Consider the following 23,695-nt stretch of genomic DNA (forward strand, 5'->3'; position numbering starts at 1 on the left):
CGTAGGGTGGACTCCTGAGTCCACGCGGCACCAGTTGCAGGTCGAAATGTGACGCGCAGCCCCGCCATGCACACGCTATAGGGTGTCGCACGCGCTGTGGTCTGCATAGGCACAACCCCGTGGACTCAGGAGTCCACCCTACGTACCGCGAAACTCGCCCTGCGCAACAAGGTTCAGACCGATCAAAAATGCTCTGCATTGTGCTTAACTGACTGGCATTAGGCCAGGGGCCTCGATGACGGATTCACCGGACGGCTCTACCTTTTCAGCCTGCGGACTAGCGACGTTTGCGCCGTCCACGCGTTCGATCAGCCGGAAATACGTCGCGAAGTTTCAAAGTGTGGTTGAACGCGTGGGCGGCATCCAGGCAGCGAGCATGCACGCTCCCAGGTGTAGCCGCCCACCCTACGCTTAACGCAGCGCAGCCAGCTCGCCGCGCACGGTGTCGATCACACCATCCCAATCGCCCTTGCGCTCCTGGCGGAACAGGCGCGCGGCAGGGTACCACGGCGAGTCGGCCCTTTCGGTCAGCCAGCGCCAGTCGGCCACCTGCGGCAGCAGCACCCACAGCGGCTTGCCGAGCGCGCCGGCCAGGTGGGCGACGCTGGTGTCGACCGCGATCACCACGTCCATCAGGTCGGTGAGGACAGCGGTGTCGGCGAAATCGTTCAGGTGCGCGTCCATGCGCAGCACGGGAGATGCAGCCAGCGCCGCGCGGTCGGCGTCGCGGTATTCCTTCTGCAGCGAGACGAACTGGCAATCGAGGTCGAACAGGCGCGCCAGCTGGGCGAAGGGCAGGCTGCGGTTGTGGTCGTTGGCATGCTGGGCGTTGCCGCTCCATACCAGGCCGACGCGCGGGCGCCGGCGTGGACCGAGGCGCGCTTCCCACCCTGCGCGGCGTTCGCCATCGGCCTCCAGGTAGCGCGCGACCGCCGGGATCGAATCGAGTTCGGTGCCGAACGCGAGTGGCAGCGACATCAGCGAACACTGGAAGTCGACCGGCGGCAGCGGCTCGCCCTTGGCCACGACCTGGTCGACGCCCTCCAGGCCGGCGAGCAGGCCGCGCAGCGGCGCCTGCACCTCCATCACGACGTGGGCGCCGCGCGCCTTCACCAGCGCCGCGTAGCGGCAGAACTGCAGCGTGTCGCCCAGGCCCTGCTCGGCGTACAACAGGATCGTCTTGCCGGCGAGCGCGGCGCTGCCGTCCCACACCGGTTCCGGGGAGGTACGCTTTTCGGCGTAGCAGCTCAGCACCTCGTTATTCCAGCGCCACTCGTAGCCGCGCCAGCCTTCCAGCAGGTTGCCGTATTGCAGGTTGAGCAGGGCGCGGTTCCAGTGCGGCGGGGCATAGGTGGGCAAGATGGCGATCGCCTTGTCGAAGCAGGCCAGGGCTTCCTCGTAGCGGCGCATCGCCTCGTAGGCGTTGCCGCGGTTGTTCCAGGTCGCGGCACTGTCGCCGCTGCGCGCCAGCACCACGTCGTAGGCGGCCAGCGCTTCTTCGTTGCGGCCCATGTCCTGCAGCACGTTGGCGTGGTTCAGCATGCCGTCCATGAAATCCGGGTCGATCTCGACCGAGCGCGCAAAGCACTCCAGCGCTTCGTCGAGCCGGCGCAGGCGCTGCAGGATGATGCCGCGTCCGTTCAGGGCCGCGGTCAGGGTCGGGTCGAGCGCGAGGGCGATGTCGATGCATTTCAGGGCGCCTTCGAGCTTGCCCAGTTCGATCAGCAGGTGGCCCAAGCTGACGCGAAATACCGCCGACTGCGGATCGGCCGCCACCGCACGCTGGTAGTCCTCGAGCGCATCGGCGCGGCGGCGCAGGTGGCGCAGCACGTTGGCGCGCCCGTGCCAGGCCTCGGCGGCGTCGGGTTCGGCGTCGAGGATGGTGTCGTAGGCAGCCAGCGCCTCGTCGAGCCGTCCGAGCATGCGCAGCGCCTTGGCGCGGTTCACCCAGGCGTCGAGATGGCCGGGATGGCGCGCGCACGCCAGTTCATAGGCCGCCAGTGCTTCGTCGTGGCGTCCGGCCGCGATCAGGATGTTGCCGCGGTTATTCAGGGCTTCGGCATGGCCGGGGTCGAGCTTCAGCGCGCGTTCGACGTGGTCCAGCGCTTCCTGGTGGCGCTTCAGGTGCAGCAGGACGGCCGCGCAATTGTTGCAGGCGGCGACGTCGCGCGGCGCCAGTGCGAGCGCGCGCCGGTAGCTGGCCAGCGCCTCGTCGTAACGTTTAAGGCGCTCGAGCACGTTGCCGCGGTTATAGAGGGCGTCGACATTGCCCGGCGACAGGGCCAGCGCCTGGCCATAGCTCTGCAGCGCCGATTCGTGTTCGCCGATCGCCTTGAAGATGTTGCCGAGGTTGCTGTAGACCGAGGAGACGCCTGGATCGACGCTGATCGCCTCGCTCATGAATTGCAGCGCCAGCGCATGGTCGCCATTCTGGTAGCCGAGGATGCCGATGTGGTGCAGGGTATCGAAGTGGCGCCCGTCGCGCTGCAGCGCCGCCTCGTAGTGGGTGAAGGCGGCGTCGAACTGTCCTTTCTGGTGCGCGGCCAGGCCGGTGGCGAACAGGCGGTCTGCGGGAGTGTGCTTTTTCTTCATGGCGCGGCTTTCGCTGGTAGGACAGTGCGGACGATCCGCATCTGAGGCCAGCAGTGTAGCCCTGAGAGTCTTGAGCCTAAGCAACGAATAAAAGGGGAAACAACGGCTAAATATTCCGCTGGCGCTGCCGTTGACGTTCTTGTTGCAGGCAGGGCCACGCTGTAGAACGCTCCAATGCAAAGTTGCTCACAAACATTTTTTTAAAAAAAATCCTCAAGGTTTTGCAGAGGGCTCCGTTAAAGGATTCAAGCGGGCAGAAAGCGCCACGCAAGAAACCAACCGAACCCTGATAGCAGCACCAAAACTGAACTGCCCACTGGAGAATTACCATGTCGACCATCAATACCAACCTGTCCTCGCTGAACGCACAACGTAACCTGACCAAGTCGTCGAACGAACTGTCGACCTCGATGCAGCGCCTGTCGTCGGGCCTGCGCGTGAACAGCGCCAAGGACGATGCAGCCGGCATGTCGATCGCCACCAAGATGGACGCCCAGATTCGCGGCATGTCGCAGGCATCGCGTAACGCCAACGACGGCATCTCGATGATCCAGACCGCCGACGGCGCACTGTCGAACATCTCGGATGCACTGCAGCGTATGCGTGAACTGGCGGTCCAGGGCGCCAACGCCACCAACGGTTCGTCGGAATGGTCGAACATCGACACCGAAATGAAAGCGCTGAACACCGAAATCGGCCGTATCGCCTCGGACACCAAGTTCAACGGCACCGCGCTGCTGACCGCAACCGCCGTCTCGAAAGACATCCAGGTCGGCGCCGACTCGGGCCAGAAGATCACCGTCAGCTTCGGCGCCAACACCGCCTACGCCGGCCTGTCGGCATCGGCGATCGTCGTCACCGACGTGACCACCGCATCGGCTGCCATCAGCGCCATCGACGACGCCCTGAAGTCGCTCAACACCGAGCGCTCGTCGCTGGGTACCGCCCAGAACCGCATGGGTTACGCCATCAGCAACCTGGCAACCTCGATCGAGAACCAGTCGGCAGCAAAGAGCCGCATCACCGACACCGACTACGCTGCCGAAACCAGCAAGCTGAGCCGCTCGCAGATCCTGCAGCAGGCCGGTACCGCGATGCTGGCCCAGGCCAACTCGGCGCCGAACAGCGTGATGTCGCTGCTGCGCGGTTAATCGACGCTTGAAGTCAGCGAAGCTTGAAGTCAACGATTGAGCCAACGGTATAATCGTTAAATTTGCTGTGCGGGGTTAAAGCCCCGCACAGCTGTTTGCAGGAGGCGCAATGTTGCAACCGTTAAACGCTGGAATCCCAATGGCCGTCGCCGGCAACGGCGCACGGCCATCTGTCGATGGCGCCGCGAAAACGGGCGCAGGCGCCACCCCGGCCGCTGCGGCGCCTGCCGCCCCCGCCAGGGAGCCGCAGCACGCCGAACTGAGCAACGCCGTGGCCGACCTCAACAAGGTGGCCCAGGCTGCCGCGCAGGGCGTGCGTTTTTCGGTCGACGAAGACACCGGCCGCACCGTGGTCAAGGTGGTCGATACCCAGACCGACAAGGTGCTGCGCCAGATTCCGACGGTCGAGGCGCTCAAGTTGTGGCGCTCGATCGAGCAGATGCAAGGCGTGATGTTGCGCGACACGGCCTGAGGCGCAGCGCGCCCGGGCCTACTTGAAGGGAGAATCAGATGGCAATCAGTGCTGCTGGCATGTTATCCGGACTGGACGTCGACGGCCTCGTCTCGTCCCTGATGTCGATCGAGCGGCAACCGCTCGCCAACCTGCAGTCGAAGCAGACGAGTTTCAACTCCAAGCTGTCCGCCTTCGGCACCCTGAAAAGCGCCGTCTCGACCTTCCAGACCGCTGTCAAGAACGTCTCGGGCGATGCCTTGGCGGCCCTGACGGCAACCTCCAGCAAGACCGAGACGATCGGCGTCTCCACCGTCAAGGGCAGCGGCGCCGCGGCCGGCAACTACGCCATCGAAGTGAGCAAGCTGGCGCAAAGCGATAAATTAGTATCGAGCGGGGTCGCCCCCGGCGCCACCTTCAGCGCCGCCGGCAGCGCGATGGCGATTTCGATCGGCGGCAAGACCACCAACCTGACGCTCACCGACGGCTCGCTGGCCAGCCTGTCGAGCGCGATCAACAAGGCCAATGCCGGCGTCACCGCCACGGTGCTCAACGACGGTACCAGCGACCGCCTCGTCATCACCGGCAACGATACCGGCACCGCCAACAGCGTCAGCATCGCCGCCAGCGGCAGCCTGGCGCAGTTCGCCACCGGCGCCGGCAGCACCATGACCAAGTCGCAAACCGCGCAGAACGCGGAAATGACGATCGACGGCATCGCCGTCTCGAAACCGTCGAACACCGTCACCGACGCCATCAAGGGCGTGACCCTGAACCTGGCCCAGACCAATGTCGGCAACCCGGTCAAGATCAGCCTGGCGAAGGACAACACGGCCGTCACCGCCAGCATCAACGCTTTCGTCGACGCCTACAACACGCTGGCCACCGCGGTGAACAAGCAGACCGCCTACAACGCCACCACCAAGAGCGCGGCCGTGCTGAATGGCGACGCCGGCGCGCGGTCGATCCTCACCGGCATCCGCGCCGAACTGGGCAAGGCGGTCGGCGGTGCCGCCGGCCTCAAGACGCTGTCGGACATCGGCATCGCTTTCCAGCGCGACGGCACCCTCAAGCTGGAAAAGCCGGACAAGCTGAAAAGCGCACTCGAGACCAATTTCGAGGGCGTCTCGAGCCTGTTCTCGGCGGAAGACGGCGTCGGCACGCGCCTGGCCAAGGTCACCGAAGAGATGCTGGGCTCGAAAGGCGTCTTCAAAACCCGCACCGATGGCCTGAACGCCACCATCGACGGCCTCGGCAAGAGCCGCGACCGGATGGAGCTGCAGCTGGCCCAGACCGAAAAGCGCTACCGCACCCAGTTCACCGCGCTCGACACCTCGATGGTGAACATGCAGAGCATGAGCAGCTACATGACGCAGCAGCTGGCGGCGCTGGCGGCGAATGCCGGGTATTGAGTTTTAATCGGTCGAATGAAGAATGCCCGCGGATGCGGGCATTTTTATTTGTGATGAACCGGGTGGTTTGCCGAAGCGATGTAAGGTGGGCGGATTCTCCGCCCACGCGTTCAACGAACGGGTGAAAACCAACGTCCGGCCTGGCGCACGGCTGTTGAACGCGTGGGCGGGAGACCCGCCCACCTTACGTTTCTCTACTCCGCGACGACGACCCGGTTCTTGCCGCTCTGCTTGGCCTGGTACATCGCCCGGTCCACCCGCTCCAGTAGCGTTGCCTGGTCTTCGTTGGGCAGGCGCAAGGCGACCCCCGCCGAGAAGGTGATCAGCAGTTTCTCGTTATCGTGCATGAAGAAATGCTTGGTCAGCTCGCGCTGCAGCCGGGTCATGGTCTGCACCGCCGCCTCGACCGGAGTTTCCGGCAGCATGATCATGAATTCCTCGCCGCCGAAGCGGGCGATCACGTCGATCGAGCGCAGCGTCGACTTCACCACCTTGGCCAGGTGGCGCAAGGCGTTGTCGCCGGCCAGGTGGCCATAGGTATCGTTGAGCTTCTTGAAATTGTCGAGGTCGAGCAAGGCCACGCACAGCGGCGTGTTGCGGCGGTCGGCGCGCGCGCTTTCGCGCTCGAACACGTCGTCCAGGCCGCGCCGGTTGAGGGTGCCGGTCAGCTGGTCTTCGCGCACCAGTTCGCTCATGTGCTGGAGCTTGGCTTCCAGTTCGCGGATCCGGTTTTCCGCTTCCTGCACGTCGCGGTGGGCGGCCAGCATGCGGTCGCGCGAAGCCAGCGCCTCGGCTTGCGCCTGTTTGGTTTCGCGCAGCACTTCGTCGAGCACGCCGTTCAGTTCGGTGACGTCGGCCGCATGGCGGATGCGCTCCGAAAAGCCGCCCAGCTTGTCGTGGTAGTCGCCGGTCGAAGCCGCCAACGAACCGAGGCGGTCGATGAAGGTCATCATCATGTTCTTGACAGTGGCCTTGACGTCCGACAGACCGTGCTTCAGCTGCCCCTGCTTGTAGATCACGTCCTTCAGGCTGCGCGTGACGTCTTCCAGCGCGCGCGTATCGATCGGGCCGGCGATGAGCTCCTGCACGGCGTCGATCTGGCCGCGCATCCAGCTGTCGTCCTCGAGCAGTTCGCTGACGTTCTCCAGCAGCAGCTTGAACAGGCGCAGCAGCAGTTCCTGCTGTTCGCCGGCGTCGCCGCTGTGCAGCTCGATCTGGAAGCACAGTTCCTTCAGGCGCGCCGCGATTTCCTGCAGCGCCGCTTCGCCATGCGCGACCTTCACTGCCGCGCCGAGCGACTCGGCTTCGCTGGCCAGCGTCGGGCTGGCCGGCAGCAGGGAGGCTAGCGCAAAGGCCAGCGTGCGGCTGAGCAGGTCGCGCAGCAGTTTGGTGTCGTTGCTTTCCATGCCGTAGGTGACGCCCGGGGGGACGCCGCGCCGCAGGTGCTTTTCGACCAGTTGCGACAGGGCGCGCGCGTAGCCGTCCCAGTCGCGGGCCTTGACGGCGCGGTTCAGGCGGCGGCCATAGTCGGCCAGCTCGCCCGGGGTATCGGTCAACTGGGTGGCGAAGTCGCCCAGTACCAGTTCGACTGCGGCCGGAGCGGGCGCAACGGGTGCAACCACCGGCTTTTGAACGCCGGCGATCTCGTCGTAGATGTCGCGGTAGGCGTCCGGCGTTGGCGCGATGCGGCGCGTGGCCAGGCGCCGGAAGGCTTCGCGGGCAATGTCGACGGGATTCTGGGCGGGCGGGACTGGAGGGTTAGGCATGATGCGGCGGCACGTATTTACTATCTCGCAATGATAAGCACCTTTTCAATCCGTCATCGCTCGATTAGAAGCGGAAAAGTCTCTTACTTATAGGCAATGAGGGGCAATGGATGAGCTGCTTACTCCACCAGCTGGTTGCGGATGGCGTAGTGGGTCAGTTCGGCACTGGTCTTGAGGTTCATTTTGGCCAGCAGGCGCGCGCGGTATTCGCTGACGGTCTTGACCGACAGCGACAGTTCGCGCGCGATCTCGCTCACTGTCTTGCCCGAGGCGATCATCGTCAGCGTCTGGAATTCGCGATCGGACAAGGCGTCGTGCGGCGGCGCGTCGTGGTCCGCGCCGACCTGGCTGGCCAGCGCCTGGGCCAGCGTGGCGCTGACGTATTTCTGGCCGCCGGCGACCTGGCGGATGGCGGTCACCAGTTCGCGCGGCGCGCTCTGCTTGGTCAGATAGCCGGCGGCGCCCGCCTTCAATGCGCGGATCGCGTACTGGTCTTCGCGGTGCATCGAGAGCATCAGCACGGCCAGGTCGGGGCGCTCCTGCTTGATCTGTTTCAGCACTTCGATGCCGTTACGGTCGGGCATCGAGATATCGAGCAGCATTACGTGGCAGCGCGATTTGCGGAACAGCTTGATGGCGTCCAGCCCGTTCTCGGCTTCGCCGGCGACGACGATGTCGCGCTGCTCGGCCAGGATCTGTTTCAGGCCCTCGCGCACGATGGCATGGTCGTCGGCGATGAATACGCGGATGGTGGCTTTGTCGGTCATTGTTCCCTATGCATTTTCACTACGAGCAGCCGTCAACGGGGCCAGCCTGATCTTGATCGTCACCATCGTGCCACCTCCGGGCGCCGCCGACAAGGTCAACGTGCCGCCCAGCGCGCGCGCCCGTTCGCTCATGCCGCGCAGGCCGAACGAGGCCGGTTTCAGGCGGTCGGCGGGGGCGATGCCGCGGCCGTTGTCGCAAATGGCCAGGGTCAGGTGCTGGCGCTGGCGCCGCAGCGTCACCGTGACGCGGGTGGCGCCGGCGTGCTTGGCGACGTTCGTCAGCGCTTCCTGGAACACGCGGAACAGCGCCGCCGCATGGTCGGGGTCGAGCTCGCGCTCGAGAACAGGCGCACGCTCGGCGCTGCGGAACACGCAGGCGATGCCGGACCCCTTTTCGAATTCGCGCGCCTGCCATTCGAGCGCGGCGACGATCCCGAGGTCGAGCGTCGACGGCCGCAGGTCGAGCGAGATGCGGTGCACGGCATCGATGGTGCGGTCGACCAGGTCGTCGAGATAGCTCGCCTTTTCCAGCAGGGCCGGCTGCTCGGGCGGCAGGCGCGCGGCCAGCATCGACAGCGCCATCTTGATGGCGGTGAGGTTGCCGCCCAGGTCGTCGTGGATTTCGCGGGCGATGCGCGCCCGTTCCTGTTCCTTCACCTGCTCGATGTGGTCGGTCAGTTCGGCCAGGCGCGCGCGCGAGCGCAGCGCATCCTGCTGTTCGATCTTGCTGTCGGTGATGTTGGTCATGATGCCGTCCCACTGCACCGCACCGGCAGCGGCGGCGTGTGGCGTGGCCCGTAAATTGATCCACTTGACGTCTTTCCACGCGTCGATCCAGATCCTGCCTTCCCAGTTCCAGCCCGAGAGCGCGATCTTCGAGACCGCCATCGCTTCCAGGTAGCCCTTGCGGTCTTCCGGCAGCAACAGGCGCAGGAACAGGTCGGGGTCGCGCTGCAGTTCGCCCGGTTGCACCCCGAGCAGCGGCGCGCAGCCGTCGCTCAGGTAGGGGTAGCTGTGGCGGCCGTCGGCGCCGAGCACGAACTGGTAGACCAGGCCGGGCGTGTGGTTGACGATCGCATTGAAACGGGATTGGTATTGGGCCAGCGCGTTGGACGCCGCCAGTTCCAGCGACAGGTCGTCGCCCACCGCCAGCAGCAGCGCGCGGCCATCCTGGCGGATGAGCAGGAAGGTCAGCTTGACCGGATAGCTGCTGCCGTCGGCGCGGTGCAGTTCGGTGCGCAGGCAGCGCTGTTCGGTGATGTCGACGTCCAGGCTCGCCACCAGGGTGCGCAGCGTGGCCTCGTCCAGGCTGGGCGCGATGTCGGTCGCGCACATGGTGGTCAAGGCGGCGTCATCGTAGCCGAGATTGGCGCGCGCGCTCGGGTTGACGTCGACCAGGGCCAGCGTGGCGGGGTCGATCAGGAAGACTTCGGCCGGGGCCGCGTGCATCGGCGCGGGCAGGGAAGCGGCGTCGGGCGTCACGGTTCGTCGCTCCCCGATTTGCTGCGCCGGCGCCAGAGCGAGACGAAGCGGCGCAGGGCGCGCGCGCTGCGCGTGGCATGGCGGCTACCGAAGGGTACCGACGGCTTCAGTTGATAGCGCAGCCGGCGCAGGGTGCGGCGCAACGTCGACAGCGAGCGGCGCGTGCTGCTGTACATCGGGCTGGCCCGGAAGCGGGCAATGAGCTGGTCCTTGAAGATCATGAAGCGATTGTGCCACCGCGCAAACCAGACGAGCGCCAGCAAGGACGGCAGGGTCAGCAGATAGATGCGCGCCACCACCATCGCCCCGCCGACCTTGGCGAGGATGAACACCATCAGGCCGGTAACCGCGTGGCCGTGCGCGATCGCCAGCAGCGCCAGCAATTTGACCGGCAACAGCAGCAGGCCGGGCAGGGCAAAGGCCAGCAGCGCCGCCCACGGCGGCAGCCGGCGGATGCCGTTCTCGAGCGCGCGCAACGGCGGCCACGCGGCCAGCGCGCCGGCGCAGCGGCTGCCGGTCGCCCACAACCACTGCTCGGCCAGCAGCAACAGCGCCACCAGGTTCACGAGTGGCGCCAGCAGCAGACTGCGGGTCGGATGTGGGCTTGTCATTTTGCGCATGATACGGCATTCGCGGCGCCGATCCTTAGGCGACGCTGAGCCGGGTTACTGTCGGTCCGCTACGGTGCCGCGAAGCTTGCCATCTGGCGCTACAATGGACGAATGAACAAGGCATTCGTAAAAGAGTCCGACAACGACGACGGCGATGAAGACGCCATCGCCCTGGCGCAGGCGATTCCCGCCGGCGCCAAGAACTACATCACCCCTGCCGGCTATAAAGCCATCAAGGACGAGTTGTTGCAGCTGATCGACGTCGACCGCCCGGAAGTGGTGCGCATCGTGCACTGGGCCGCGTCCAATGGGGACCGTTCGGAAAACGGCGACTACATCTACGGCAAGCGCCGCCTGCGCGAGATCGACCGTCGCATCCGCTTCCTCACCAAGCGCATGGACTCGGCCTTCATCGTCGACCCCAGCGTCCATCACGGCAACGACCAGGTCTTCTTCGGCGCCACCGTCACCTACGTCAACAAGGCCGGCGACGAGCACACCGTCACCATCGTCGGCATCGACGAACTCGACCCGCTGCGCGGACGCATCAGCTGGGTGTCGCCGGTGGCACGTGCGCTGACCAAGTGCCGCGAGGGCGACGTCGCCACCCTGGAGACGCCGCAGGGCAGCGAGGAGCTCGAAATCGTCTCGGTCGCGTATCCGGAGCCGATCACGGACTGATCGGGCGGGTGGTAAGATGCGGATTTGGCGCATTCGGCCGCATCTGGTCCCCTTCATGAACCGTTCCACCGACACCGCACGCGAGTCCGACGTCCTGGCCGCGCTGCGCCAGGCCACGGCGTCGCGCCACGAACGCCTCGACAGCGGCTTGCCCTTATCCAGGCCCGACGCCACCCTGGCCGACTACGCCCGGCACCTGCAACTGCTGCGCGCCTGGCTGGCCCCGCTCGCCGCCTGGCAGCAAGACTACAGCGACGGCCCGCAAGGCCCGGCCGGCATCGCCGCCGCCCCGCACCTGGCCCTGATCGAAGCCGACCTGGCCGAGCCCTCGCTCGCCGCCTTCCTGCGCGCACCCCAGCTTGACAGCGCACCCTGGCCGGACGACGCCAGCGCCGCCTACCGCTGGGGCGTGGCCTACGTCGTCGAAGGCTCGCAGCTGGGCGGCGCGGTGCTCCATAAACGCCTCGCCGACCAGCTGGCCCCGCACCCGCTGCGCTACCTGCGCGGTGCCGGCGAAGGAGGCCCCGGCCCGCGCTGGCGCACCTTCATGCTGGCGCTGCGCGACCAGGTGCAGGGCGAGGCGCAGGTGGCCGATGCGTGTGCCGGTGCTTGCGATGCGTTCGACCGGATTCTGGGGCTGGCTTTCAGCGAATGTTGAACCCGTGAGCGCGGCCTCCGGTGCGTGCCTTGGACAATTGCGATGTGCGTGCGTTACGCGCGGACGAAGCCTATCGTGGCCCGGTCCACCCTACAGTCACGACAGATCACGCGACGACTGATTGATCGCGAATGTAGGGTGGACTCCGTCCACGCGTAAACGCTGCCCACCACCTGCTTCTCCGGATACTGAACGATTGCGATATGCGTACGTTACTGACGGGACCAGACTTTTCAAAATAAATTGATTTGTGTCAAATATAGCCAGCTAGTCTGCGCGCTCAAGTTCGCTAAGATTGATATTTCTTAGCGTAATTTCTTGATCGTGAAGGAGTCCTGCAGATGGCAAACGCCCATGGGTCGGTCGTTCCGATGGAAGCGCTTTCCGAGTTTGCCTCCTCGCGTCGGTATGGCACTGGACTGAGTCAGGCTGGCAGGCTCATCACCTTGGTAACGGCCCAGGAACGCGGACTACCGGAGTCGCTGGTGGCGGAACAATTCGCCGGCCGTGAGGCCGTCAACGAGCTGTTCAGTTTTGAAATTGATGCCCTGAGTGTGTCGACGGACCTGGATCTGTCCATCTTTATTGGTGAAGACCTCACTGTAACCCTGTTGCAGCCTGCTGGTCGCCGGCGTGCCTGGCATGGCATCTGTACTGAGGCATCCTGGTCCGGTGCAGATGGCGGGGTAGCCCGTTACCGGTTGCGGATGGAGCCGGCGTTGTCACTGCTGTCCCTGCGCCGGGATTGCTATGTATTCCAGGGCAAGAACGCACGCGAGATTGTCACCGAGCTTCTGGCCGATTACCCGCAAGTTCGCTTCGATTTCGACATCACGCAAGAGCTACGCATCCGTCCAATCTATACGCAGTACCGCGAAACCGATCTTGAATTCTTCGAACGATTGCTGGCCTCGGAAGGGCTGAGCTGGCGTTTCGAGCACGACCAGCCGGACGATCGCGATCGCGATCGCGCCGATCCTCGGCATTCAAGGCATCGGCTGGTCATTTTCGACAGCAGGGCAAGGGCACCCGCAATGCCCGACGGACGGGCCATTCGCTTCCACGGGGTGCGCGCGACAGATACCGATGACGCCATCGACGGATTTTCCGCACACAGACGCGTGTCGGCCAACGGCGTGGCCATCAGCACCTGGAACCCGGCGCAACTGATTGCCCCGAGCGCTGAACTGGAATCCATTCTGGATGCGGGCGAGCTGCCTCGGCTCCAGATTTACGATGGCAGCGGTGAAGGCGGCACGGGAAGAGCCGAGGCTGCCCGACAAGGCGAGCACATGCTGCACGCGCTGGAGCTGAAGAATAAGGTGTTCGAGGGTACCGGCGCGGTGCGGCGACTGCGCCCAGGCCACGCTTTTCTGCTTACCCAGCACGACAGGTATCCGGAGCGTCAGAACAGCTTCAAGGTCCTGTGGGTACATCATGCAGCGCGCAATAACTTCGATACCGGAATTGCCAGCGCCGCAGCCAAATTAGTCGAGAGAGGTACTTACCGGAACACGTTCGGGTGTGTTCGCGACGAGGTAGCCATACTGCCAGCCAGGACGGCGATCCCCAATTCCCGCACGGCGCAAGGGCCACAGGCAGCGCTCGTCGTTGGTTTGGTTGGTTCCGTGGCGACGACGACGCGCGACCACCAGGTGAAGGTCCAGTTCGCATGGCAGCGTGGTTCCATGCCCAACGCAGGCGGGCTTGCACATGACACTGACCAGCAGGGCAATGCACCAGGCGACGAGAGGTCTGGAACATGGGTTCGTGTCGCGGAGGCATTGGCCGGCCCCAATTGGGGAACACAGTTCACGCCGCGCGTCGGAACCGAAGTACTGGTTGACTTCATCGAGGGCGACATCGACCGGCCTGTGATCGTTGCACAGCTCTACACAGGCGTCGACTTGCCGCCGTTTGCGGCCGGCGTCGATTCCAACGCCAACCATGCAGGCGTGCTATCAGGCATCCACACGACGAATTTCGACGGAAGCGGCTACAACCAGTGGCAACTCGACGATACGAACGGCCAGGTACGCACGCGTCTTGCGAGCAGCAGCGCGGCGACCGAGTTGAACCTCGGATACCTGATTCAACAGGCTGCGTCATCCGCGCACCGCGGCTGCTATCGCGGCAGCGGCTTCGAGTTGCGCACGGATGCGTGGGCCGTGCTGCGGGGAGGCGAAGGGGTGCTGCTATCGACCAGTGCGCGGGCGCGTCAGGGAAGCTGCGTCGCGTCGACGCAGATGGATGCCGCTGAGGCGGTATCGCTGTTGAAAGGCGCGCAGGCGCTGACCAATACGCTGAACGAGGCCGCGAGCCAGCAGCAGGCACTGGTCAGCAAGGACGCTGCAAAGGCGCAGGCCGACTTCATCGACCAGCTTGATCCGAAGGTCAAGGGCAAGTATGCAGGTGCCATCAACGGACAGCAGGCCATCAAGGCCAAGAACGGATCGCGTGAACTCGATGCCGAGCAGCCCGTCGAGAAATTTGGATCGGCGATCGTGCTGATGGATTCCGCAGCCAGCATCAATTGGGCAACGCCGGCATCGACCGTTATCTCCGCCGGTCAGCAGCTGCACTGGACCACGCAGTCCGACTTGCACATGGCGGCTGCGCATACCGTCTCGTCAGTCGCCGGGAGTGCCGCAAACCTCTTCACGCATTCAGGAGGTATCCAGGCAATCGCAGCGAATGGCCCGGTATCTTTGCAGGCCCATACCGATCAGCTGGAGATTCTGGCGGACCAGGCCGTCACTGTCATCTCGGTCAACGACAGCATCGAGATCAAGGCCAAGGGCAAGATCGTGCTGCAGGCCGGGCAATCCGCCGTCACGCTCGAGGGGCAAAACATTACGTTCGCATGTCCCGGAAAATTCTCGGTCAAGAGCGGGAAGCATTTGTTTGACGCCGGTGCTCGCCAGGAGGCATCCGTCACACAATTACCGGACAGCCGGCCGAAGCTTTTCGATGAAGGTTTCGTTCTGCGGGACGAGGACACCGGCTCGCCCCTGCCGAATTATCCGTATCGAATCGTCCGGGCGGACGGCTCTATTGAGGCAGGAATAACGGACCGGGAGGGCCGGACGCACGTCGTTTCCTCGGCCGAAATCGAGGAGCTGAACATCGAGATTCCTCGCATATAAAGGTTTGTATCTTTCATGGCCACCACAAAATTCAAGAATGCGGGAAATGCCACTACTAACCCTGTCGAGAACAAGGTCAGAAAAGAGATAAAGATAAAAGTCGGACCGGCGGGCATAGCCAGGATTGTCTTCCTCAATAGCGATGGAACCGAAGCACATACCGCCAAGCAGTTTGTCAACTTGAGCGAGTCGGATAACTTTGTGGATGGCAAAATCGTTCCAAATGTTTATCGCGCTGGAAGTGAAATTCGGCTCAAGGTGCTCTTCAATAAGCCTGGTACTTATCCGTTCATGGTCAAGTGCGAGCCTCTTAATGGCAATGCTCAGTACACACCGGGAGAGCTGGCGCGAAATGATCGCTTTGCTTACCAGAAAGAACAAAAGTCCTACACAACGGGAAGCGATGGAAGCTTGGTTTTGCCGCTCGAAGATTTCTTCATAGGTGCTGCTGGTAAGGATCAATACGTATTTCGCGCTACCGACACAAGCGGCCTAACAGTATCGACCGGGAATCTGGAAGTGCACCGGTTGATCTACTACGTGGAGCTAAAGATGCGTTCGCTTACGACCTGTGCTCCTAGTCTTGCGCGCGTGGAGGAGGTATATGCAAAACACCACATCAAACTTTTGAAATTGCCGGCGCTCGAAATGGCTTTCATGCCCAATATTGGACCGAACGACGTCGATAAATTTCAGGCCGAGGCTAGGAAGGCCTATTCCAAGTCATTAGCTGTCGGAAAGCAGCCTCACGTGGTAGCAATTGCGTACACCGGGCATTTGGCCGTAAAGCGAGAAAATTTCCGGGTCCTACAATCAGTGGTTGTTGGTCCAGGAAGTGCACCGGCCCTCATTACTATTGCTGCTCAGCCCGATGCATTAACTCTCACCTCCGAACCATATTTTCTCTGGTACGCCCTCGGGCCAAGCGAAAGTTGGTTCGTCTCCGCAAGGTTTATCAAGACCGGAGGCTCCAAAGCTGATGTAATCAACATCCCACGAGAGAAATGCACACCAGTTCCGAGCAGCTCTGCCTCCCCTCAGGCGGCCTACGTCGTGCAAATTGATGTAAGTGCTCTTCCGCATCCGACTGGCACTATCGAGCTCGTTGTTAATATTGTTGACAGGATGCGAGCCGGAATTTCATTTTCTGGTGGAAACCTGATCTGCGTTTGCACAAAGGCATGGTGGTCGACCGTCGACGCTAAAATGCAAAACGAAGTGATCGTGCACGAATTAGGGCACAAGATAGGCATGGCGGCGGACGGTAGCGGAAAACTGCCCGACAAAACTGGTAGCTGGTATGACGATGCGAAAGGGCATCGCGGAGATCACTGCTTTCATGGCCTTTCTGCGACCCAGACCCGTTATGATTCCGATGCCGACCTGAACCTTTCAAAATGCGTGATGTATGGTGCCGCCAATGGTCTTAGTGACTTCTGTGTCAATTGTGCGCCGGCTGTTCGGAAAGTCGATCTCAGCGACGGCTGGGAGCCATTCTGATGCGCTCCCGGTCCCGGTTACTTGCGATTGCCGTTTCCGTTTTCGGCTGGTCAGTAATCGCGAGCTGCCACGCTTCCTCGCACCAATCAAATTCCCCGGTCACTCACCCGGTAACTCTACCGACCTTAACCGAAGAAAAAATGACAGATGACGACAAACTATTCAAACAGGTCCCATTTGACAAAAATGAGAAGACTGTTTGTTCGCCAGAAGACCCGGGTCCAGGTTTTGACTGGCGTGGGGTGCTAGTGCGTGCGCCCTCAAAAGTGGTTTTGCCCGATAAAAATGCGCCAGGCTCAACGTTCATCATCCCGTTATGCGGGATATACACGATTAACTTGGCCAAGGCGATCAGAAATCCCGGACTCCAAGTATTAATTGTTACCGACGACTCCACTGGAAAAATTTACCAGGGTAAGATCGGAGATCGAGATCGAGATCCAGATCTGCTAATTCCTCCGCCACCGACTCCTCGGCTTAGAGCCGAGGACTATGAGCATCAAGCTTTCGGCGGCTACTTGAACGTCAACGTAGCGTCCTACGTAGCCCTACCCTTGCAGCCTGCTCGCTATCGTGTGAAGGTCGAGTGGTCCGGTTATGAGTCGAACGAGGTGCGTATTGCAGTTGTCCAGCGTCCGTAAGGTGAGTTTTGGTGTGCTCCTTGACTTTGTTACGCATAGCGGCTGTTTGCGTATTGTCCGTCTCAGTAATCTCAAGCTGCTACGCGCGATCCCAACAAGCTGATTCCACGGTTGCGCATTCAACGACCACAACCAGTTTAACGGTCAACAAAATGACGACCGACGAAAATTATTCGAAAGCGTACCATTTGGAACGAATAAGCAAACCGCTTGCTCCCCGGCAGCGCCAAGGTTTGAATGGCTTGGAGTGAAAGTGCGCTCCCCTTCGAAAGTATTCCTGCCTGACAAAGACGATCCACACTCGGCGCTCGTCATGCCTTTATGCGGGATCTATTTTATGAATGTCGGGAAGGCGATTCGGCATCCTGGACCGCTAATGTTGATCGTTACCAACGTCGCTACAGGCCAATCGTACCGTGGTCCAATCGTCGATCGAGACCTGCACCCCAGAGCCTCTCCACCCCGATCGCGTCCGCTCGATCCCGCTGCCTTCGAGGGTATATTTTCCGGCACATACTTCAATTACGACGTCGCCGCATACGTGGCGCTGCCCTTGCAGCCTGCTCGCTACCGCGTCAAAGTCGAATGGTCCGGCTACGAGTCGAACGAGGTAAGCATTGCAGTTGTTCAGCGTTCGTAGCGGCCAATTTGGTGCGTTCCGCCACCCAAGCGCAAAAAAAATGTCTGTATTGGGGGCTGTTCAGGATACGTTCTGCTGTCGGCGGTGTGGTCGCGCTCTTCTGGTCGAAACCGGCGTTGGTGGTTGAGTTCACCCGGATGCGCAGTCATTCGCGGCGCCGAGGCTGCCCACGCGTCCAGCCAGCTTTCCACCTCACAGCGGTTCAAGCATTTCACCCTCACCCCTGCCTGCCGCTCAGCTGCGTACCGCGCACCCGCGCGCGATCCAGCGGCAAGTCGCGCAGGCGCACCTTGCAGGCGCCGGCCATGGCGTTGGCGAGCGCGGCCGCGGCCGGTCCCTGGGAGGCTTCGCCGGTGCCGAGGAAAGGCATGCCGGGACGATCGATCAGGTGCACCTCGATGCGGTCGGGTACCTGGTTGAAGCGCAGGATCGGGTAGGCCGCCCAGTCGCGTGTCAGCACCTGGGCCTGGTCGAAGCGCACCTGTTCCAGCAAGGTCCAGCTGGCCGACTGGACGATGCCGCCTTCGATCTGGTTGCGCACGCCATCGGGATTGACGACTTCGCCGCAATCGACGGCGGCGACGGCGCGCGTGATGCGCGCGAAGCCAGTCTCGCGCGCCACCTCGACCTCCAGCGCGATGGCGCAATACGCGGCCAGGTTCTTGTAGCGGGCAAAGGCGAAGCCGCGCGCGCGCCGCGGACCGGCCCGGTAGCCGTCCCAGCCGAAGCGGCTGGCCGCCAGGCGCACCACCTCGAGCGCGCGCGGGTCGTCCAGGTGGCGCAGGCGGAAGGCCACCGGATCGGCGTTCGCCAGCTGCGCCAGCTCGTCCATGAAGCTTTCGATCGCGAACACGTTGCAATACGCGCCGAGCGAACGCAGCGCCGAGGTGCGCAGGAAGGACTGCGGCTGGAAGTGGTGCACCACGCGCGCCTGCGGCAGCACGTAATACGGGATCGCGTTGCGGTCGCCGCTGCCTTCCGGCTGCGGAATCGGCTTGGCCGGCGGCGGTACGAACGGACGCGCCAGGTGCGTGGCCGCCAGCAGGTTGCCGGCCTTGCCCGGCCGTGTATTGTGCGATGGGCTCCACACCTCGTAGTTCCACCAGGCGATGGCGCCGCGGGCATCGAGCGTCGCTTCGACCGTCGCGACCATGCCCGGCCCGAACGGCTCCCAGCCGTGTTCATCCTCGCGCATCCATTGCACGCGCACCGGCCGGCCGGGGAAGGCGCGCGCCAGCAGGGCGGCATCGGCGGCGACGTCGTCGGCGCCGTTGTGGCCATAGCAGCCCGAGCCTTCGACATGGATGCAGCGTACCGTTTCCTCGTCTACCCCGAGCAGTTCGGCGAGCGCAGTGCGCAGCGGGAAGACGCCCTGCGAATGGGTCCAGACCGTGTAGCGCCCGGCATCGAACCGGGCGATCGCGCACGAGGGGCCGATGGCGCCATGCAGCTGGAAGGGCCGGGTATAGGTCGCGCGCAGCGTGCGCCCGGCCGCCGGCGCCACGCCGCGTTCGAGGATCGGCAGCGCCTGCGCCGGCTGGCTCAGCACCTGCTCGCGCAGGGACAGCTGCGCCGGCAGCGTGGCCGGCGTCTCCCAGCGCGCGGCGGCGGCCAGCGCTGCTGCGGCTTTGACTGCGCGGTACTCGCCATCGGCGATGACGGCCAGGAAGCGGCCGTCGCGCACCACTTTCAATACGCCCGGCAGGCGCGCCACGGCGGCAGTATCGACGCCCAGCAGGCGCGCGGCCGGCGCCGGCGGCCGCACCACCCGGGCATGCACCATGCCCGGCAGGCGCAGGTCGTGTACGTAGGCGACGCCACCGCCCACCTTGGCCGGGATGTCGACCCGGCGCAGCGCTTTGCCGGCGATCGTGTGCAGCCGCGCTTCGCGCGGCGCGGTCTTGCCGTCCGCGCGCCGGTGCAGCTGGCGTCCTTCCAGCAGTTCGCCGTAGGTAACGCGGCGGCCGTCGGTGGCGGCCAGGGCGCCGTCGGCCAGCCTCAGGCTGTCGGCCGGCGCCTGCAGGCGCTGCGCGGCCATGGCCGTCAGGATGGCGCGTACTTCGGCCGCGGCGTGGCGCAGCGCGGTGCCGCTGTCCTGCATCGAGTGGCTGCCTGCCGTGTAACCCTCGTCCGGTGTGCGGCCAGTATCGGCGGTGACCAGGGTGATGCGTGCCGGCGCCACCTGCAATTCCTCGGCCGCGACCTGCAGCAGGGCGGTCTTGATGCCTTGCCCCAGCTCGGCCTTGCCGGTGAAGACGGTCACGCGGTTGTGGGCGTCGATGCGGATCCAGGCGTCGAGCCAGGGTTCCTTGTCCAGGCTGCCGGGCAGCTTATTTGCCTTTTGTTTCGAGCCTTTGTCGGCGCCCTGCGGCCAGGCCGGGCCGATCGTAAACGCCAGCGTCAATGCACCGGCCGCCAGCAGGCGCCGCCGCGCCGGATCGTGTGCGCCGCTCATCGTTCGCCTTTCGGCGCGTCGGCGCGCAGCAGTTGCGCCGCGCGCCGCACCGCGCGCAGGATGCGCATGTGGGTGCCGCAGCGGCACAGGTTGAGCGCCATGTGACTGCGGATTCTCTCCTCCGACGGCGCCGGTTCGCGCTCGAGCAGGGCGGTGGCGCGCATGATCATGCCGGCGATGCAGTAGCCGCACTGCGCCGCCTGTTCCTCGATGAAGGCACGCTGCACCGCTCCCGGCGCGGCGGCGCTGCCGAGGCCTTCGACCGTGCGCACCGGCCGGCGTCCGACCAGCGACACCGGCACCAGGCAGGACAGCGCCGAGGCGCCGTCGAGCAGCACCGTGCACGAACCGCACTGGCCCAGGCCGCAGCCGAACTTGGCGCCGTTGAGCTGCAGGTCGTTGCGCAGCACGTAGAGCAGTGGCGTGTCGGGATCGGTGTCGACCGCATGTTCGCGGCCGTTCACCTGCAGGCGGTAAGTACTCATGGTTGTTTCGCTTTCCGGACGTCGTCCGCAAGGTCGGGCCAGTCCGGCGCGCGCGCGCCGTAGCGGCGCAGGTAGGCTGCCAGGGCGACGGTCTGTTCATCGCTGAGCAGGGTGGCGAATCCCGGCATCCAGCGTGCCGGTTCGCCGTCCGGCGGCACGATGCCGTCGCGTACGATGTGGATCAGGCTGCGCGGATCCGGGTCGTACAGGGCCACCGCCTGCTGCAATTGCAGCGCGGTGCCCGAGGTCGCGGCGCGGCCGGCGTCATGGCAACGGGCGCAGGCGTTCGCGTAGACCTGGTAGCCGAGCAGCATGCGCGCCGCATCCGGGCCTTCAGTGGCCGGCGCCGGCAGGCTCCCGGGCCGCGTCGCCGGCGTGGCGCGCTGCGGCGCCTGGCGCAGGTAGCTGTGGATGTAGGTGGCGAGCGCCTCGGTATCGGCGGGTTCGGCCAGGCGCAGGTTCTCGACCACCGTCTGCATCGGCCCGCCCGCCATCGCGTGGCCGGGTGCGATGCCGATGCGCAGGTAGGCGGCCAGGTGTTCGCGGGTCCAGGGCAGGGGCGAGGGAGAACGCGCATTCAGCGCCGGCACGTACCAGCCTTCGGCCTCGCCGCCGTCGAGGAATCGCTTCTTGTCCGGCCCGCCGAGCCGGGTGCGCGGCGTGTGGCAGGCCGCGCAATGTGCCAGCGTATCGGCGATGTAGGCGCCGCGGTTCCAGTCGGGACTTTGGCGCGGATCGGCCTGCCAGGGTTCGTCGTCGAGGTAGAGCACGTTCCAGAAGCCGACCAGGGGACGGAAACCGAAGGGGAAGGTCATCTTGTTGGGTATGGCCGGCGCATCGAGCGGCGTGCGCGTCATGAAGTACGCATACAGCGCCGTGACGTCGTCCCCGGTCAGGCGCGTGTAGTGATTGTAGGGAAAGGCGGGATACAGCAGATGGCCGTCGCGCGAGACGCCGCGGCGCATGGCGCGTATGAAAGCGTCCTCGCTCCACTGGCCGATGCCGGTGCGCGCGTCGGGCGTGATGTTGGTGCTGTGGACCGTGCCGAACGGTGTCTCCATGGGCAGGCCGCCGGCGAACGGCCGGGCCGGATCGGCCGTATGGCAGGCGGCGCAGTTGCCGAGCGCGGCCAGGCGCGCGCCGCGTGCGACGAGCGTGTTGTCGAAGCTGGCCGGCTGTTCGCGCGGCGCGATTGCCGGGCGCCACATGATGGCGCCGGCGCCCAGGGCCAGCACGAGCAACAGCGCCAGGATGATCCATCGTCGGGCACGCCGCTGGCGGCGTACAGGCTGCTCCATGCTTGGCTCCGGTCCGTTTTTTCGATTGTCGGACCGGCGCCGGCGGGCGGTCTGTGCGCTAACGCGCACTGTTGGGCTGGTGCTTTCCTTCATCTAGCCAGCAATATTTCCTGTTGACTATTTTTTTGCGCAGACTACTATTGACAGTCAGTCACTCACGCAACGACCGACAGGGAAAAGCATGGACATCGACAAGTTCCACAGCATGGTGGCGCGCCTCGAGCTGGAAAGCGCGCGGGCGCCACGGCAGTACCGCGTCAAGGTGGCGCTGCTGGCCTTGCTCGGGTTTGCGATCCTGGGGCTGGTGCTGGCCGCGGTCGGTTTCGGCCTGGTCGCGCTGGTCGGCATTGCCGGCGCCATGCTGTTCACCGGCGGGGCGGCGCTGTTGCTGCTCCTGAAGCTGGGCAAGCTGCTGTTCCTGCTGGCGATTCCCTTGTGGTTCACGCTCAAGTCGGCAGTGCAGGCGCTGTTCATTCGCCTGCCGGCGCCAGCGGGACACGAAATCACACGTACCGAGGCGCCGGCGCTGTTCGATGCACTCGAGGACATGCGCCGCAGGATGAAAGGGCCGCGCTTTCACCACGTGCTGGTCGTCAACGAAGTGAATGCCGCCGTCGTGCAGCGTCCCGCGTTCGGGCTGGTCGGCTGGCCGCGCAATTACCTGCTGCTCGGTTTGCCGCTGCTGGAATGCGTGGCGCCCGACGAGGCGCTGGCGATCGTCGCCCACGAGTACGGCCACCTGGCCGGCGCGCATGGGCGCTTTTCCGCATTCATCTACCGCCTGCGCCACACCTGGGGCACGGTGCAAGCCTACATGGAGCATTTCCAGGGCTGGCTCGGACGGCTGCTGCTGCCGCTGGTGCGCTGGTACGGACCCTATTTCAATGCCTACACCTATGTGCTGGCGCGCGCGGACGAGTACCGGGCCGACGCCGCCTCGGCCGAGCTGGTCGGCCCGCACAGCGCCGCCCATGCGCTCAAACGTGTCAACCTGATCGCGCCGCGCTACGAGCAGTTCCTGCAGCACACCTATCAACGCGCCGGCGACGAAGCGCTGCCGCCACGCGACCTGTTGCAGCGCTGGGCCAGCGAAGCCTGCACCGCGGCGGCGGAAGCGGACATGAAGACCTGGCTCGAGGGCGCGCTCGACCGCGAAGGGCATTTCACCGACACCCATCCGACGCTGCGCGCCCGGCTCGCCGCCCTGTTCGAGGGCGCGCAGGTAGCCGCGGCGCTGCCGCCGGCCCTGGAGGGCGTGCCCGCCAGCCAGGCCTGGTTCGGCAATGCGCTGCCAGGGCTGCAACGCGAATTGCAGGAACAATGGTCGATGCAGGTCGCCGAAGGCTGGGGCGAGCGCCACGCGGCAGTGTGCCAGCAGCGCGCCCGCCTGCAGGAGTTGCGCGCCATGCCTGAGCCCGACAGGGATGCCCAGCTCGAACTGCTGCGCCTGGCGCTGCAACTCGAACCCGGCAGCGACCTGCGCGCGGCCCTGGCCGCGTTCAACGCGGCATACCCCGCCCACGCGCCCGGCCTGTACACCGAGGCGCTGGCCCGGCTCGACAAGGACGAGCGCGAAGGGCTGGCGCTGCTGGAACGCGCGATGGAGATCGACCCCGAGGCCATCAAGCCGGCCTGCGAACGCGCCTATGCCTACCTGTGCGAACGCAAGGAGACCGGGCTTGCCGACGAATATGCCGAGCGCTGGCGCCGGCAGGATGCGCTCGAAGCCGGCCGCGCGTGAGGCATGAACAAGCTACTGAAGGTGTCATGCAGCGCTGAGCTTTGCCGGATGGCTCGAGTTTCGTTAATCGTAGGGTGGACTCAGTCCACGCGGTACCCGGCATGCACATCGAAACGCAATGCACAGCCCTGGAAGCATATGTAAAGCACCATTGGCAAGCGTTTGGGTATGCCAGCGTACGACCGCGTGGACTGAGTCCACCCTACGATTAACTAAGT

The 23,695-nt window shown here is 64.5% G+C and carries 17 protein-coding genes; 9 read left to right on the forward strand and 8 right to left on the reverse strand.

The annotated features are described in order from the left end of the window. Window positions 1–411: 411 nt before the first annotated feature. On the reverse strand, window positions 412–2,592 hold the full coding sequence (locus tag IFT60_RS08920; RefSeq protein WP_192051603.1) for a tetratricopeptide repeat protein: 2,181 nt from the start codon (window positions 2,590–2,592) through the stop codon (window positions 412–414). Between the two features lie 329 nt (window positions 2,593–2,921). Between IFT60_RS08920 and IFT60_RS08925 the strand changes: the two genes are divergently transcribed. From IFT60_RS08925 to fliD, 3 genes are all read left to right on the forward strand, one after another. Beyond that, window positions 2,922–3,743 (forward strand): flagellin N-terminal helical domain-containing protein, encoded by an 822-nt coding sequence (locus IFT60_RS08925; protein WP_192051604.1) that lies wholly within the window; start codon window positions 2,922–2,924, stop codon window positions 3,741–3,743. Window positions 3,744–3,882: 139 nt separating this feature from the next. Then, window positions 3,883–4,215, forward strand: coding sequence for a flagellar protein FlaG (locus IFT60_RS08930; protein ID WP_192051605.1), 333 nt, complete (start codon window positions 3,883–3,885; stop codon window positions 4,213–4,215). A 38-nt stretch (window positions 4,216–4,253) separates the two neighbouring features. Beyond that, the gene (gene fliD / locus IFT60_RS08935; RefSeq protein ID WP_192051606.1) at window positions 4,254–5,606 is read left to right on the forward strand and encodes a flagellar filament capping protein FliD; all 1,353 of its coding nucleotides are present in this window, start codon (window positions 4,254–4,256) and stop codon (window positions 5,604–5,606) included. Between the two features lie 194 nt (window positions 5,607–5,800). On the opposite strand, the gene IFT60_RS08940 is transcribed toward fliD, so the two are convergent. From IFT60_RS08940 to IFT60_RS08955, 4 genes are all read right to left on the reverse strand, one after another. After that, a complete protein-coding gene (locus IFT60_RS08940) occupies window positions 5,801–7,372 on the reverse strand; it encodes a GGDEF domain-containing protein (protein WP_192051607.1) in 1,572 nt (523 codons plus the stop codon). 119 nt (window positions 7,373–7,491) lie between these two features. After that, complete coding sequence (locus tag IFT60_RS08945) at window positions 7,492–8,139, reverse strand: response regulator (RefSeq protein ID WP_192051608.1); 648 nt, start codon at window positions 8,137–8,139, stop codon at window positions 7,492–7,494. 6 nt (window positions 8,140–8,145) lie between these two features. Continuing rightward, on the reverse strand, window positions 8,146–9,621 hold the full coding sequence (locus tag IFT60_RS08950; protein ID WP_374000314.1) for a sensor histidine kinase: 1,476 nt from the start codon (window positions 9,619–9,621) through the stop codon (window positions 8,146–8,148). Beyond that, the gene (locus IFT60_RS08955) at window positions 9,618–10,232 is read right to left on the reverse strand and encodes a hypothetical protein (RefSeq protein ID WP_192051609.1); all 615 of its coding nucleotides are present in this window, start codon (window positions 10,230–10,232) and stop codon (window positions 9,618–9,620) included. Before IFT60_RS08955 ends, IFT60_RS08950 begins: the two co-directional genes overlap by 4 nt. A gap of 111 nt (window positions 10,233–10,343) precedes the next feature. On the opposite strand from IFT60_RS08955, the gene greB reads away from it, so the two are divergent. From greB to IFT60_RS08980, 5 genes are all read left to right on the forward strand, one after another. Then, window positions 10,344–10,913 carry a transcription elongation factor GreB gene (greB, locus tag IFT60_RS08960; protein WP_192051610.1) on the forward strand — a complete coding sequence of 190 codons (570 nt, stop codon included), beginning with the start codon at window positions 10,344–10,346 and terminating at the stop codon, window positions 10,911–10,913. Between the two features lie 55 nt (window positions 10,914–10,968). Further along, window positions 10,969–11,571, forward strand: a complete 603-nt coding sequence (locus tag IFT60_RS08965) for a biliverdin-producing heme oxygenase (protein WP_192051611.1) — start codon at window positions 10,969–10,971, stop codon at window positions 11,569–11,571. Window positions 11,572–11,912: 341 nt separating this feature from the next. Beyond that, window positions 11,913–14,717: a type VI secretion system Vgr family protein gene (locus IFT60_RS08970; protein ID WP_229510755.1), complete on the forward strand. Its 2,805-nt coding sequence runs from the start codon at window positions 11,913–11,915 to the stop codon at window positions 14,715–14,717. 15 nt (window positions 14,718–14,732) lie between these two features. Then, complete coding sequence (locus IFT60_RS08975; RefSeq protein WP_192051612.1) at window positions 14,733–16,217, forward strand: cupredoxin domain-containing protein; 1,485 nt, start codon at window positions 14,733–14,735, stop codon at window positions 16,215–16,217. A gap of 140 nt (window positions 16,218–16,357) precedes the next feature. Further along, window positions 16,358–16,858: a hypothetical protein gene (locus tag IFT60_RS08980; RefSeq protein WP_192051613.1), complete on the forward strand. Its 501-nt coding sequence runs from the start codon at window positions 16,358–16,360 to the stop codon at window positions 16,856–16,858. Between the two features lie 857 nt (window positions 16,859–17,715). Here IFT60_RS08980 and IFT60_RS08985 read toward each other — a convergent pair. Genes IFT60_RS08985 through IFT60_RS08995 form a run of 3 tightly spaced genes read right to left on the reverse strand, consistent with a single transcriptional unit; the run spans window position 17,716 to window position 21,736 of the window. Further along, window positions 17,716–19,953 carry a xanthine dehydrogenase family protein molybdopterin-binding subunit gene (locus IFT60_RS08985; RefSeq protein WP_192051614.1) on the reverse strand — a complete coding sequence of 746 codons (2,238 nt, stop codon included), beginning with the start codon at window positions 19,951–19,953 and terminating at the stop codon, window positions 17,716–17,718. Then, window positions 19,950–20,438, reverse strand: a complete 489-nt coding sequence (locus IFT60_RS08990) for a (2Fe-2S)-binding protein (RefSeq protein ID WP_192051615.1) — start codon at window positions 20,436–20,438, stop codon at window positions 19,950–19,952. Before IFT60_RS08990 ends, IFT60_RS08985 begins: the two co-directional genes overlap by 4 nt. Then, the gene (locus IFT60_RS08995; RefSeq protein ID WP_192051616.1) at window positions 20,435–21,736 is read right to left on the reverse strand and encodes a cytochrome c; all 1,302 of its coding nucleotides are present in this window, start codon (window positions 21,734–21,736) and stop codon (window positions 20,435–20,437) included. Before IFT60_RS08995 ends, IFT60_RS08990 begins: the two co-directional genes overlap by 4 nt. Before the next feature lie 181 nt (window positions 21,737–21,917). On the opposite strand from IFT60_RS08995, the gene IFT60_RS09000 reads away from it, so the two are divergent. Then, on the forward strand, window positions 21,918–23,477 hold the full coding sequence (locus IFT60_RS09000) for a M48 family metallopeptidase (RefSeq protein WP_192051617.1): 1,560 nt from the start codon (window positions 21,918–21,920) through the stop codon (window positions 23,475–23,477). The last annotated feature ends 218 nt before the right edge of the window (window positions 23,478–23,695 follow it).

This window comes from Massilia sp. CFBP 13721 (genome assembly GCF_014842025.1).
Classification (GTDB): Bacteria; Pseudomonadota; Gammaproteobacteria; order Burkholderiales; family Burkholderiaceae_D; genus Telluria.